Source organism: Stenotrophomonas sp. YJH_SMC_27, assembly GCF_059369815.1.
The window spans coordinates 130,565-143,796 of the sequence record NZ_JCAFTA010000012.1 but is presented as its reverse complement, the minus strand read 5'-3'; the positions used below and the strand labels follow the sequence as shown (position 1 = coordinate 143,796).

At 66.6% G+C, this 13,232-nt stretch carries 9 protein-coding genes and 2 rRNA genes; 7 read left to right on the top strand and 4 right to left on the bottom strand.

The window, feature by feature from the left end; translation table 11 throughout:
* A 5S ribosomal RNA gene (gene rrf / locus AC5P7R_RS17260) occupies window positions 1–97 on the top strand; the annotation flags it as partial.
* A 132-nt stretch (window positions 98–229) separates the two neighbouring features.
* Window positions 230–344, top strand: a 5S ribosomal RNA gene (gene rrf / locus AC5P7R_RS17255).
* Between the two features lie 259 nt (window positions 345–603).
* Here the strand turns inward: rrf (AC5P7R_RS17255) and AC5P7R_RS17250 are convergent.
* The gene (locus AC5P7R_RS17250) at window positions 604–2,319 is read right to left on the bottom strand and encodes a M28 family metallopeptidase (RefSeq protein WP_227854391.1); all 1,716 of its coding nucleotides are present in this window, start codon (window positions 2,317–2,319) and stop codon (window positions 604–606) included.
* An 86-nt stretch (window positions 2,320–2,405) separates the two neighbouring features.
* The gene (locus AC5P7R_RS17245) at window positions 2,406–3,068 is read right to left on the bottom strand and encodes a DUF4097 family beta strand repeat-containing protein (RefSeq protein ID WP_111098425.1); all 663 of its coding nucleotides are present in this window, start codon (window positions 3,066–3,068) and stop codon (window positions 2,406–2,408) included.
* 95 nt (window positions 3,069–3,163) lie between these two features.
* Between AC5P7R_RS17245 and AC5P7R_RS17240 the strand changes: the two genes are divergently transcribed.
* The 3 genes from AC5P7R_RS17240 (at window position 3,164) to AC5P7R_RS17230 (ending at window position 6,526) form a co-directional block, all read left to right on the top strand.
* Window positions 3,164–4,465, top strand: a complete 1,302-nt coding sequence (locus tag AC5P7R_RS17240; protein ID WP_111098424.1) for a murein hydrolase activator EnvC family protein — start codon at window positions 3,164–3,166, stop codon at window positions 4,463–4,465.
* 107 nt (window positions 4,466–4,572) lie between these two features.
* Window positions 4,573–6,033: a S41 family peptidase gene (locus tag AC5P7R_RS17235; RefSeq protein ID WP_227854390.1), complete on the top strand. Its 1,461-nt coding sequence runs from the start codon at window positions 4,573–4,575 to the stop codon at window positions 6,031–6,033.
* A gap of 82 nt (window positions 6,034–6,115) precedes the next feature.
* Entirely contained in the window at window positions 6,116–6,526 is a 411-nt protein-coding gene (locus AC5P7R_RS17230) for a hypothetical protein (RefSeq protein ID WP_005414993.1), read from the top strand.
* 117 nt (window positions 6,527–6,643) lie between these two features.
* Here AC5P7R_RS17230 and AC5P7R_RS17225 read toward each other — a convergent pair whose 3' ends face one another.
* The gene (locus tag AC5P7R_RS17225) at window positions 6,644–7,336 is read right to left on the bottom strand and encodes a rhomboid family intramembrane serine protease (protein WP_495214101.1); all 693 of its coding nucleotides are present in this window, start codon (window positions 7,334–7,336) and stop codon (window positions 6,644–6,646) included.
* A gap of 229 nt (window positions 7,337–7,565) precedes the next feature.
* Here AC5P7R_RS17225 and AC5P7R_RS17220 point away from each other — a divergent pair, with 229 nt between their 5' ends.
* Together AC5P7R_RS17220 and pnuC are read left to right on the top strand one after the other, a co-directional pair.
* A complete protein-coding gene (locus tag AC5P7R_RS17220; protein WP_021202924.1) occupies window positions 7,566–8,993 on the top strand; it encodes an outer membrane protein transport protein in 1,428 nt (475 codons plus the stop codon).
* Window positions 8,994–9,127: 134 nt separating this feature from the next.
* A complete protein-coding gene (pnuC, locus tag AC5P7R_RS17215) occupies window positions 9,128–9,727 on the top strand; it encodes a nicotinamide riboside transporter PnuC (protein ID WP_021202925.1) in 600 nt (199 codons plus the stop codon).
* A gap of 115 nt (window positions 9,728–9,842) precedes the next feature.
* Here the strand turns inward: pnuC and putA are convergent, their stop codons facing one another.
* Window positions 9,843–13,061, bottom strand: coding sequence for a bifunctional proline dehydrogenase/L-glutamate gamma-semialdehyde dehydrogenase PutA (gene putA / locus AC5P7R_RS17210; protein ID WP_111098422.1), 3,219 nt, complete (start codon window positions 13,059–13,061; stop codon window positions 9,843–9,845).
* Between the last annotated feature and the right edge of the window lie 171 nt (window positions 13,062–13,232).

The following is a 13,232-nucleotide window of genomic DNA, read 5'->3' as shown; positions in this document are numbered from 1 at the left end:
GTGGAACCACCCGATCCCATCCCGAACTCGGAAGTGAAACGCAGCTGCGCCGATGGTAGTGTGGCTCAAGCCATGCGAGAGTAGGTCATCGCCAGGGTTTACACCCAAAACCCCGCTGCTCACGCAGCGGGGTTTTTCTTTATAAGTGAAGGCACTGCGTTTTCCGGGTTCCTTCTGCCCCAAGGGCAAGATCGCGAGCTGGCGCTGCAAGCGCTGCTGCAACCGTCTCCCTGGTGAAATTAGCGCTGTGGCACCACCCGATCCCATCCCGAACTCGGAAGTGAAACGCAGCTGCGCCGATGGTAGTGTGGCTCAAGCCATGCGAGAGTAGGTCATCGCCAGGGTTTACACCCAAAACCCCGCTGCTTACGCAGCGGGGTTTTTCTTTGTGCGTAGCAAACGCCGGTAGTGCCGGCCGCTGGCCGGCAACCCGATGGCGTTACATCGCCCGGTAGATTCATGCCATGCGTGGGTAAGATGGTCCCCACGGAAGGCGGTGCCAACCGAGGTTGGCACCCACCAATGGCAGAGCGTACAAAAAAAGCGGCGCCCCACGGGGCGCCGCTTTGACCTCAACGATGTTCAGTCGAGCATGGCTCGACCCTACTTTGCAGCGGCCGCAGCCTTGCCCTTCATCATCGCGTCGCGGGCAGCCTTGAACGGGTTGCCTTCGTACCAGTTCGGCCAACGATCGCCACCGGCCAGTTCCTTGCCCACGCCGTACATCAACTGAAGGTCTTCGACGGTACCGTCCAGCTTCCAGGTGGCCGCGTCGAACTCGTCCTTCGGGCCGTGGTAACGGTTGGCGCCGTAGTCGGCTGCGGCCTTGCGGCCAGCGTCAACGCCGCCCTCGCGCAGGTCCTCGCCGCCATCGGCGTACAGGGCCGGCACGCCGGCTTTGGCGAAGTTGAAGTGGTCCGAGCGGAAGTAGAAGCCGCTCTGCACCGACGTCTCACCATGCAGCGTGCGGTCCTGGGCAGCGGCCAGCGGCTTGAGGATGTCCTCCAGCTCCGAACTGCCGAAGCCGGTGACGGTCACGTCCTTGGCACGGCCGGCCACTGACATCGCGTCGATGTTGATCACGCCAGCAATCTTGTCCAGCGGGAAAGTCGGATGGGCAACGTAGTACTTCGAACCCAGCAGGCCGGATTCTTCCAGGGTCACCGCCAGGAACACCACCGAGCGCTCCGGCTTCGGATCCTGGTGCGCCATGGCTTCGGCCACTTCGAGAATACCGGCGACGCCGGTCGCATTATCGACGGCGCCGTTGTAGATGTTGTCGCCGGTCTCGCCCTCATGCTTGCCCAGGTGATCCCAGTGCGCCATGTACAGCACCGCCTCGTCAGCGCGCTTGCTACCCGGCAGCACACCCACCACGTTGCGCGACTGCTTCTGTGCGATCTGGCTCTTCAGGTCGACCGCAGCGGTGGCCTTCAGCGGCACCGGCTTGAAACCGCGCTTGCTGGCATCCTTGTAGGCCTGCGCCAGGTCCAGGCCGGCTCCGGCAAACAGCGCCTTGGCCGCGTCGGCATTCAGCCAGCCCTGCACCGGAATACGGGCTTCCGGGTCATCCTTGGCCGGCAGGTCGTACTGCGGGCCAGCCCAGGAATTCTTCACCACGTCCCAGCCGTAGGACGCGCCGGCGGTGTCGTGCACGATCAGCGCGGCAGCGGCCCCCTTGCGGGCAGCCTCCTCGAACTTGTACGTCCAGCGGCCGTAGTAGGTCATGCGCTTGCCGTCGAACAGCTTCTCGTCGTCGACATGGAAGCCCGGATCGTTGACGAACATCACGACGGTCTTGCCCTTCCAGTCCTGGCCGGCGTAGTCGTTCCACTTCTGCTCCGGCGCATCGACGCCATAGCCGACGAACACCAGATCGCTGGCATCGACCTTCACCTCGGCCTGGCCGGTACGGGTGCCGACCACCATGTCGGTGCCGAACTTCAGTTCGGTGGTCTTGCCACCCTGGGTGATCTTCAGCACGGTCGATTCGTCGGCCGTGGTCTCGGTCATCGGTACATCCTGGAACCAGCTGTCGCCGTTGCCGGGCTGCAGGCCGATGCGCTGCATCTGGTCGCGGATGTAGTTGACCGTCAGTTCTTCGCCCTTGCTGCCCGGCGCGCGGCCTTCGAACTCATCCGAAGCCAGGGTCTTGACCATCTCGGCGAAGTCGCCGGCATTGATCTCCGGGGAGAACGCATGCGCAGCCGGCTTGGCAGCTGTGGTGTCGGTGGCCGGCGCGGGCGCCGGAGTGTCTTCGCCTTTGCAGGCACTGAGCGCGGCCGCAGCGGCCAGGCACAGGAGGAGTTTGCGGGGCATCGTCGATTCCTGGGTAACAAAGGGCGGCCGCGCGTCGTGCACGACCGGTGTCAGCGAGTATCACCGAACCCGAAGGCGCGGTGCGCTCAGTCCGCCGGAGCGGTTTCGGTGTCGAACGGGATCGGCTCGGCGCCGGTGACCGGGCCGATGCGCGCAGTGCGATGCACGTACAGCACCACCTCGCGTTCGAACTGCAGTGGACCCTTGACCACGGCATTCGGGCCGATGATCACACGCGGCTTGCGGCTGGCGGTCAGCGAGACACTGAAGTTCGGCTTGCGCACATGCACGCCGCCGTTGACCTGCGAACCGATACCGACGGTGATGTCACCGTTGACGGTCTCCACGTCCTTGCCGACGCGGCTTTCGACCAGGCCGATGCCACCATTGACGGTCTCGACACCGCCTTCGACCTGGCTGCCGCGATCGGTGAAGATGCTGCCGTTGACGGTGCTGACGCCGCCGCTGGCGATCACTTCGCGGCCCAGGCGTACGCCGCCGTTGACCGTTTCGATCTTGCCGGTGCGCGCGCCGTCGGCGACCTTGACCCCGCCGTTGACGGTGTCGATGCTGCCGGTCTCGACGCCTTCGCCGACGCGGATGCCGCCGTTGACGGTGTCCAGCTTGCCGTAGCGCTGGCCGGGTTCGGCGCTGATGCTGCCGTTGACCTTGCTGATGTTCTCCTGCGCACAGACCGGCCCGGTGGCCAGCAGTACGCCCAACAGCAACGGAATGGAAAGAACTTTCATGGCGACCTCGATGGATGTGCGGCTGGCAGGCCGCGTGCGGAGATGTCACCATTCCCCAGTAGCCCCCGCAACTGCCTGAAGTCACTGGAAAGCCCTTGCGCGACAACGTCTTCCCATCACGCCGACATCACATCGCCGCTGCCCGCGGCGGTCGCTGCCTGCTGCTGGGGCTGGCGTTTGCGCTGGCCCTGCCGCTGCCCAGCGGTGCGCAGACCACCCGCGAGACCGAGCGCAAGCTGCAGAAACTGCGCAGTGAGCTGAAGGGCGTGGCGCAGGAGCGACGGCAGATCGAGGGCCAGCGCGGGCAGGCGTCGCAGCAGCTGCGCGAGGCCGACGAGAAGGTGGCACGCACCGGCCGCGCGCTCGCGCAGACCGAAGCCGCGCTGCGCGAGCAGGCCCAGGCCCTGGCCGAAGCCGAGCAGCGCCGCAGTATCCTGCAGGGCAACCTCGCCCAGCAGCACCGCGAACTGGCCGGGCTGCTGCGTGCGGCCTATCAGCTGGGCAACCACGCACCGCTGAAACTACTGCTGTCGCAGGATACCGTGGCCGATGCGAATCGTGCCCTGGCCTACCATCGCTACCTGCAGCGCGAGCGTGCGCAGCGCATCACCACGCTGACAGCCGACCTGAAAGAGCTGGAAGCGCTGCAGGCGCAGATCGCCGAGCGCAAGCAGAAGCTGCAGGGGGCGCAGCAGGACCAGAAGCGGCAGGCAGCCGCGCTGGAAGCCGACCGTCGCGATCGCGCCAAGACCGTGGCCTCGCTGGACGAACGCTTCAAGGACCAGCGCGAGAAGGAACAGGCGCTGGGCCAGGACGCCAAGGCGCTGGAAACATTGCTGGCCAACCTGCGAGCGGCCGCTGCCCGTGCGGAGGCCGAGCGCCGCGCGGCTGCACGCCGTGCGGCAGCGGAGAAGGCCGCCGCCGAACGTGCTGCACGCCAAGCCGCCGCACAGGGCCGGCCGCCACCGCCACCGACCAAGGTGACGCCTGCGGTCGCATCGGCACCGGCGCCGAAGGTGGGCGGCCTGGGCTGGCCGTTGTCCGGCAACCTGCTGGCCCGCTATGGCGGCAAGCTGCCCGATGGCCGCACCAGCAGTGGCGTGCTGATCGGCGCACCGGCTGGCAGCACGGTCACCGCCGTGGCCGATGGCACCGTGGTGTTCTCCGACTGGATGACCGGCTACGGCATGATCCTGATCGTCGACCACGGCAACGGCTACATGAGCCTGTACGCGCACAACGACACCCTGCTGAAGGATGCCGGTGCGCGGGTCAGCCGCGGTGATGCAGTGGCCAAGGTCGGCAATTCGGGTGGCCAAGGTGTCACCGCGCTGTACTTCGAGCTGCGTCGTGGCGGGCAGCCGGTCAACCCGGACAGCTGGCTGCAGCGGCGCTGAACCCGGCTCGTTACGCACGGGCCGGATTCAACGGGAATTTAGCTGTGCTTCGCGCATAATCGGTGCATGTGCCTTGGGCACCATGCCACCGTCGACAGGAGTGATCCATGCGCGCAGCCCGTACCGCCACCCTCTTGCTGGCCCTGTTGCCAGCGCTGTCCTGGGCGCAGCAGACCGCGCCTGCCCCAAGCCAGGAAACCAGCGGGCAGGCAGCGAACAGCGAGGAGGCGGTGACCTCGAAGGTGCCGCTGGAGGACATCCGCCGGTTCGTGGCCGTGTACAACGCGGTGCGCGCCGCCTATGTCGACCCGGTCGATGACAAGAAGCTGATGCAGTCAGCCGTGCGTGGCCTGCTGCTCGACCTTGATCCGCACAGCACCTACTTCAACAAGGAAGACGCGCAGGCTTTCGACGAGCAGGCCAACGGTGCCTACGAGGGCATCGGCGTGGAGCTGCAGCAGCAGCCGGACAACGCCAGCATGAAGGTGATCGCGCCGATCGACGACACGCCGGCAGCCAAGGCCGGCATCCTTGCCGGCGATCTGATCATCGCCATCGACGGCAAGCCGATCAGCGCCATCGATGCGAGTGAACCGCTGCGCGGCCCAGCCGGCAGCAAGGTGGTGCTGACCATCGTGCGCGAAGGCAAGCCGAAGCCGTTCGATGTCAGCCTCACCCGCCAGACCATCCGCGTGACCAGCGTGCGCAGCCGCCTGCTGGAACCCGGCTATGGCTACATCCGCCTGAGCACCTTCCAGGCCGATACCGGCTCGGACTTCCAGAAGCACGTGCAGCAGCTGCAGAAGCAGTCCGGTGGCCAGCTCAAGGGCCTGGTGCTGGATCTGCGCAGCAATCCGGGTGGCCTGCTGACGGCCGCCGTGCAGGTAGCCGACGATTTGCTCGACAAGGGCAACATCGTCAGCACCCGTGGCCGCATCAGCATCAGCGATGCCCGATTCGACGCGACCCCAGGCGACCTGCTGAAGGGTGCACCGGTGGTGGTACTGGCCGATGCCGGTTCGGCCAGTGCCTCGGAAGTGCTCGCCGGCGCGCTGCGCGACAACAAGCGCGCCCGAGTGGTTGGCAGCCGCACCTTTGGCAAGGGGTCGGTGCAGACCGTGTTGCCGCTGGACAACGGTGATTCGGTGAAGCTGACCACCGCGCGCTATTACACGCCCAGCGGCAAGTCGATCCAGGCCACCGGCATCGTGCCGGATGTTGAGTTGAAGCCCGCCGCCACCCCGGCGGAGGATGCCCTGCCGGCCAGCCTGAGCGACTACAGCGAAGCCACCCTGCCAGGCCATCTGCGCGGCGACGACGAAGGCACCGAGGGCTACCACGCCGGTGCGGTGCTGCCGGGCGACGGCCCGATCAACGACGCGCTGGCCGAGCTGAAGAACCCCGGTTCGGTGGCTGCACGGTTGAAGGCCGAGGCCGAGAAGGCGGATGCCGCCAAGACCGCGAAGGCCGCTGCGGCGAAGCCGGAAGCGAAGGTCGAACCTAAGCCGGAAGCAAAGCCGGAAGCAAAGCCGGAAGCAAAGCCCGCACCGGCCCCGGCGAAGCCGTGAGGTAGCGCCGGGCCGTGCCCGGCGGACGCCCCGTTCATCCGGAAGGCGGCGCAGCCGAGGTGTCGCCCGATAGAATCGGTCCATGGATGATTCGAACCTCGCGACCACGATCAGCCAACTGCTTGGTCGCGATCCGCTGCCGATTGACCGTGCCACTGGCTTGCTGGAATCCTTGGCGAGTCGCCATGGAATTGATCCGTGCCTCGTCTATTGGTGGACCGGCAAAGCGTCGGCTGATCAGACGATCCTATACGACGGCAGCGATGAAGGCCTTTCCTGCTTGGCGAAACTGCTGGCGGAAGTGAACGGCGAAATCTGCTTGGTAGCGTCAGATGAGCGCGCATTGCCGTGGCCGATCTGGACTCTGCAGGCAAGTGAACTGATTCCTTTGCTCGGCGAGTTGCCGTTCTTTGAGTACTTCGTGGTGCTGGATGACGGCGCTACGCTGCTGTTCGATACCCACCACAACACGTTGGTGGTCAGTCGCGAGTGACGCATTCAGCATCATCGCGGACGGAGCAGATCCATATCGATGAAGGAGTCGAGCACGCTCGACGCTACGAACCGGCCGGTGAGCGTGGAGCCGGCCAGCGGCCGGCACTACCCGGCGTCAGAAGCCGTGGCGCTTGCGCAGGCGGGGGGCGATGGCCGCCCGCACGTAGACCCCGTACACCACGCCGAACACGAAGCCGCCGATGTGCGCCCACCAGGCCACCATGCCGAAGCTGGGGCCGATGTGGGCGAACACCACCTGCAGTGCCGCCCAGACGCCGATCAACAGATAGGCCGGCGCGCGCACGAACTCCAGGAACAGGCCGAGCGGGATCACCACGCCCAGCCGCGCGCCAGGGAACAGGGCCAGATACGCACCGATCAGGGCCGACACCGCGCCGCTGGCGCCGATGATGATCTGGTCCGGGCTGCCCATGGTGTAGATCGCGACCAAGTTCGACACTGCGCCGCCGACCAGGAACAGCAGCAGCAGCCGCCACGGCCCCAGCACCCGCTCGGCGGGCAGGCCGAAGATGAGCAGGAACACCAGGTTGCCCAGCAGATGTGACCAGTCGGCGTGCAGGAACAGGGCGGTGAACAGGCGCAGCACGCTGCCGTCCTGCAGGGTCGCCCACCAGTCCAGCGGGTGGGTCAGTCCGGTGGACAGGGCGCCCCAGTCCAGCCAGAGGCTGCCGCGGGCATCGTCCGGCCGCGAGATCGACCACAGGAACGCCAACCACAGTGCCGCAAACAGCACGGGCGTGGCCCAGCGCAGGGCCGCCTTCTTGCGGGACGGGAGGGAGACGAACATGGCACTAGCCTAGCGTGCGGGCGCTTGCGGCGGGGATTGTCCTGTTCAGCTTTCGAGACGAGAAAACCGACCGCACCGTTATTGTTTCATTAACGGCTCTGGGTAATACTCGCATACGGCGTCGTATGTCGGGAGGGGAATCCGGCGCGCTCCGATGGGTCCCAGGACCTGTCGGGCGCAGGCGCACTCAGAGCACCATCACCGCTTACCGGAGAGAGAGAGAACTACGATGCAAACCGCTTCCACCATTGCCCGACTGACCCTGCTGGCCGTCGGCGTTGCCGGTGCGCTGGCCGCCGCCGATGCCAATGCTGCCGCCTTCCAGCTGAAGGAAAACAGCGCCAAGGGCCTGGGCCGCGCGTTCGCCGGCTCCACCTCGACCGAAGGTGACGCCTCGGTCATCGCCACCAACCCGGCCTCCATGCGCCTGCTCGACGGCACCCTGGTCCAGGGCGACGTCAGCGCCATCAGCTTCGGCGCCAAGTTCCGCGGCCAGGGCCAGTACGGCAACGGCGCGCCGATTTCCGGTGGCAACGGCGGCGACGCCGGCATGATCGCCCCGGTTCCGGCCGCGTACTTCCACGTGCCGTTCGGCGAGAACGACAACATGCACTTCGGTGCATCGCTGACCGTGCCGTTCGGCTTCAAGACCGAATACGACCGCGACTGGGTCGGCCGCTACAATGGCGTCAAGACCGAGCTGCAGGCGATCGACCTGGGCGTGGCGTTCTCCTATGACGTCAACCCGTACCTGTCGTTCGGTGCTTCGGTGTTCGCTGAGCGCCTGAACGTCGACCTGACCAGCGCTGTCGACACCGGCACCGCGATCAACGCCACCGCCCAGCGCACCGCGGCGGCGCGTGTGCTGGCTGCAGGCGGCACCCCGGCCCAGGCTGCGGCGGCGTCGCAGGCGGCTGCACGCCAGGCCGCCCAGCTCGGCTTCTCGCCGGGCACCGCCGATGGCTACCTGCGCATCAAGGGCGACGAAGTGTCGGTCGGCTACACCCTGGGCATGACGGTTACCCCGGTGGAAGGCACCAACATCGCCTTCAGCTACCGCTCGAAGGTCGAGCACAAGATCACCGACGGCAAGGCCGACTTCACCATCCCGCAGAACGCTGCCGCCTTCCTGGCCACTGCCGCCCCGGGTACCTTCATCGACAGCAACGGCCGCGCCACCATCACCCTGCCGGCCAGCGCCACCATGGGCTTCACCCATCGCGTGAACGACCAGTGGCAGATCATGGCCGAGGTCACGCGCACGGCGTGGAGCAAGTTCGACCAGGTCACCGTCGACTATGACTCCAACCAGCCGGACAGCGTGCTGCCGTTCCACTACCGCGACACCACCTTCGCGTCGATCGGTACCGATTTCCGCGTGAACGACAAGCTGACCCTGCGTGGCGGCCTGGCCTACGACCAGACCCCGACCACCGACGCCCACCGTGACGTGCGCGTGCCGGACACCACCCGCAAGTGGCTGTCGCTGGGCCTGACCTATGCCGCTTCGGACAAGATGGAATACAGCGTGGGTTACACCCACCTGTTCACCAAGGATCCGAACATCACCTCGACCTCGGCCACTGCCAACACCGTGACCGGCAAGTACAAGGTGAGCGGCGACGTGCTGGCGGCGTCGATGCAGTACAAGTTCTGATTCGGGCGATTGCCTGAAGCAGTACGAGGAGAGCCCCGCGCAAGCGGGGCTTTCTTTTTGCGGAGGGTATCCACGCATGGCATGGATCTACTGGTCCGACGACGCAGGGCGCGGATCTACGCGACAATGGTGCGATGAACCTGTCCGACCCGAGCTTCCAGCTGGAGCTGGCCGCCAACATCGCCGTCGCCGGCTCGATCCTGTTGGCCGGCCGCAACAACGTGCACACCTGGTGGCTGGGCATCGTCGGCTGTGCATTGTTTGCTGCCGTGTTCGAACGCTCGCACCTGTACGCGGACATGGTGCTGCAGTTCTTCTTCATCGCCATCAGCGTGCTGGGCTGGTGGCAGTGGCTGCGCGGCGATCATGGAGCGCCGTTGCCGATTACTTCATTGCGGCCGCGTGCCTGGGCCTGGCTGGCGCCGCTGGCGGTAGTGGCCACCTTCGGCTACGGCTGGATGCTGACCCGACTGACCAATGCCTATGCGCCGTACATCGATTCGGCGGTACTGGTGCTGAGCGTCATCGCGCAGATCCTGATGATGCGGCGCAAGCTGGAGTCGTGGTGGGTCTGGCTGCTGGTAAACACCGTTGCAGTGCCGCTGTACTACAGCCGTGGCCTGCACCTGACCTCGATCCTGTACATCGGTTTCTGGGTCAATGCACTGGTCGCCCTCCGGCACTGGCGCAATCTGATGCGGGCCGAGGCCACGACGGCACCTGAATTCCTGTAGAGCCGAGCCCACGCTCGGCTGCGCCAGGAAAGCCGAGCGTGGGCTCGGCTCTACAGGCAAAGTACAAAAAACCCCGCTTTCGCGGGGTTTCTCGTTTGCCGCATCAACCGGGCGATCAGTCGCCCAGGGTCAGCAGCGAAGCGTTGCCGCCTGCGGCGGTGGTGTTCACCGTCACCGTCTTCTCGGTGGCGAAACGCAGCAGGTAGTGCGGGCCGCCGGCCTTAGGGCCGGTGCCGGACAGGCCCTGGCCGCCGAACGGCTGCACGCCGACCACTGCACCGATCTGGTTGCGGTTGACGTACACGTTGCCGACGTGGACGCCGTTGCTGATGCGGTCAACGGTTTCGTCGATGCGCGAATGCACGCCCAGGGTCAGGCCGTAGCCGGTAGCGTTGATCTGGTCGATCACCGCGTCGAGCTGGTCGCCCTTCCAGCGGATCACGTGCAGGACCGGACCGAAGACTTCCTTCTGCAGCTGGCCCAGGTCCTTCAGTTCGTATGCGCGCGGCGCGAAGAAGGTGCCGTGCGCCGTTTCGGCGGACAGCTCGGCGGCGGCGATCAGGCGCGCTTCGCGGTCCATGCGTTCGGCGTGTTCCTGCAGGATCTTCAGCGCGTCGGCGTCGATCACCGGGCCGACGTCGGTAGACAGCAGGCCGGGGTTGCCGACCTTCAGTTCCTTCATCGCACCGGCCAGCATGGTCATCACCTTGTCGGCGATGTCGTCCTGCACGAACAGCACGCGCGCGGCCGAGCAACGCTGGCCGGCGGAGGTGAAGGCCGAACCGATCGCGTCCTTGACCAGCTGTTCCGGCAGTGCCGAGGAGTCGGCGATGAAGGCGTTCTGGCCACCGGTCTCGGCGATCAGCACGCCGATGGCGGCGTCACGCGCGGCCATCGCACGGTTGATCGCACGGGCGGTCTCGGTGGAGCCGGTGAAGGCCACGCCGGCCACGCGCGGGTCGGCGGTCAGCGCTGCACCCACGGTGGCGCCGTCGCCCGGCAGGAACTGCACCACCTCGGCCGGCACGCCGGCATCGTGCAGCAGCTTCACCGCGTAGTAGCCGATCAGGTTGGTCTGCTCGGCCGGCTTGGCGATGACGCTGTTGCCGGCGGCCAGGGCGGCGGCGACCTGGCCCAGGAAGATCGCCAGCGGGAAGTTCCACGGACTGATGCAGACGAACACGCCGCGGCCGTGCAGCTGCAGCTCGTTGGATTCACCGGTCGGGCTCGGCAGCTTCTCGGCGTGGCTGAACTGCTCGCGCGCCTGCTTGGCGTAGTAGCGCAGGAAATCCACGGCTTCGCGCACTTCGGCGATGCTGTCGGGCAGGCTCTTGCCGGCTTCCTTCACGCACAGCGCCATGAACTCCGGCATGCGCGCTTCCAGCTGGTCAGCGGCGTGTTCGAGGATGGCGGCGCGGCTGGCGGCCGGGGTGCGGTTCCAGGCCGGTTGTGCGGCCACGGCGTTGGCCAGGGCCTTCTGCACGGTGGCGGCATCGGCGGCCAGCCACTGGCCGACCACTTCGCGGGTGTCGGCCGGGTTGGTCACCGGCAGCGCGGCGCCGGCCGGGTTGGCACCCGGTACCAGCGGCGAGGCCTGCCACGGCTTCACGGCGGCGTTGAGCTGCTCGGCCAGGGCGCGCAGTTCGTTGTCGTTGGCGAGGTTGGCGCCCATGGAGTTCTTCCTGTCGTGGTTCTGGCTGCGCAGCAGGTCAACCGGCAGCGGGATCTTGGGATGCGGAATCGATTCGAACGAGGCGACCATCTCGACCGGATCGCGGATCAGGTCGGCGATCGGCACGCGCTCGTCGGTGATGCGGTTGACGAAGCTGGAGTTGGCACCGTTTTCCAGCAGGCGGCGCACCAGGTACGGCAGCAGGTCTTCGTGCGAACCGACCGGGGCGTACACGCGGCAGGGCAGGTTCAAGCGATCGGCCGGCACCACTTCGGCGTACAGGTCGTCGCCCATGCCGTGCAGCTTCTGGTGCTCGTACACGCCGCCGTTGGCGATGCTGCGCACGGCCGCGATGGTGTGCGCGTTGTGCGTGGCGAACATCGGGTAGATCGCGTCCGCATGGGTGAACAGCCGCTTGGCGCAGGCCAGGTAGGACACATCGGTGTTCTGCTTGCGGGTGAACACCGGGTAGCCCGGGTAGCCTTCGATCTGCGCGCGCTTGATCTCGGCGTCCCAGTAGGCGCCCTTGACCAGGCGCACCTGCAGGCGGCGGCCGGCGCGGCGTGCCATGTCGGCCAGGTGGTCGATCGTGTACGGCGTGCGCTTCTGGTAGGCCTGCACGACCACGCCGAAGCCATCCCAGCCGGCCAGCGAGGCGTCGGAGAACACCTGCTCGATGATGTCCAGCGACAGTTCCAGGCGATCGGACTCTTCGGCGTCGACGGTGCAGCCGATGCCATAGCTCTTGGCCAGCTGCGCCAGTTCCAGCACGCCCGGCACCAGGTCTTTCAGCACGCGCTCGCGCTTGGCGTGCTCGTAGCGCGGGTACAGCGCCGACAGCTTGATCGAGATGCCCGGCGCGTTGTTGACGTCGCCATCCGGACGGCCGCCGCGTGCCTTGTGATCGCCCCCGATGGCGTGGATCGCACGACGGTAGTCTTCCAGGTAGCGCAGCGCGTCCTTCATGGTCAGCGCGCCTTCGCCCAGCATGTCGAACGAGTAGCGGTAGCTGGCGTTGTCGCCCTTGTGCGAGCGCGCCAGCGCTTCGCTGATGGTGCGGCCCATGACGAACTGGTGGCCCATGATCTTCATGGCCTGGCGCACGGCCAGGCGCACCACCGGCTCACCGACGCGGCCGACCAGGCGCTTGAACGCGCTGGGGGCATCGGCGCGGGTGGCGTCGTTCATCTGCACCAGCTTGCCGGTCAGCATCAGGCCCCAGGTGGAGGCGTTGACCAGCACCGAGTCGCTGCCGCCCAGGTGCTTTTCCCAGTCGGCATCGGCCAGCTTGTCGCGGATCAGCTTGTCGGCGGTGTCCTGGTCCGGAATACGCAGCAGTGCCTCGGCCACGCACATCAGCAGCACGCCTTCCTCGCTGCCCAGGTCGTACTGGCGCATGAAGGCTTCGATGGCGCCCTGGTCCTTGGCGCGCACGCGCACGCGGCCGACCAGGTCGGCGGCCAGTGCCTGCACCCGGGCCTGCTCGTCGGCGGGCAGGCGGGCCTGCGCCAGCAGTTCACGCACGTGGCTCGCCTCGTCCTTCAACCAGGCATCGGTGATGGCCTGGCGGAACGGGTTGGGGGGCGCCGGCAGTTCCGGCGACAGCAGCGCGCCCGGACGCGGGGCGTCGTGGGCGGCAGGGGAGGAGGAAGGTGCGTTCATGCCGGTCCGGCCAGTGGAAAACTTGGCGATTTTAATCATTTTTGAGCCCATCGGAAGTGCCGCGGAGACACCTTCATGACGCGCTGATAGTCCCTAGCTGCGGTGCATTCAGCGTGTTCAGCAAGCTCGGCAATATTTGTGCTGAATTCGTCATCCGTGCCGCCGACCGCA

What these genes read in the sequence shown, in the direction of transcription:
- AC5P7R_RS17250 (WP_227854391.1), bottom strand. Translation starts at nt 2,319, where the DNA reads ATGCCCCGCAAACTCCTCCTGTGCCTGGCCGCTGCGGCCGCGCTCAGT.
- AC5P7R_RS17245 (WP_111098425.1), bottom strand. Translation starts at nt 3,068, where the DNA reads ATGAAAGTTCTTTCCATTCCGTTGCTGTTGGGCGTACTGCTGGCCACC.
- AC5P7R_RS17235 (WP_227854390.1), top strand. Translation starts at nt 4,573, where the DNA reads ATGCGCGCAGCCCGTACCGCCACCCTCTTGCTGGCCCTGTTGCCAGCG.
- AC5P7R_RS17230 (WP_005414993.1), top strand. Translation starts at nt 6,116, where the DNA reads ATGGATGATTCGAACCTCGCGACCACGATCAGCCAACTGCTTGGTCGC.
- AC5P7R_RS17225 (WP_495214101.1), bottom strand. Translation starts at nt 7,336, where the DNA reads ATGTTCGTCTCCCTCCCGTCCCGCAAGAAGGCGGCCCTGCGCTGGGCC.
- AC5P7R_RS17220 (WP_021202924.1), top strand. Translation starts at nt 7,566, where the DNA reads ATGCAAACCGCTTCCACCATTGCCCGACTGACCCTGCTGGCCGTCGGC.
- pnuC (WP_021202925.1), top strand. Translation starts at nt 9,128, where the DNA reads ATGAACCTGTCCGACCCGAGCTTCCAGCTGGAGCTGGCCGCCAACATC.
- putA (WP_111098422.1), bottom strand. Translation starts at nt 13,061, where the DNA reads ATGAACGCACCTTCCTCCTCCCCTGCCGCCCACGACGCCCCGCGTCCG.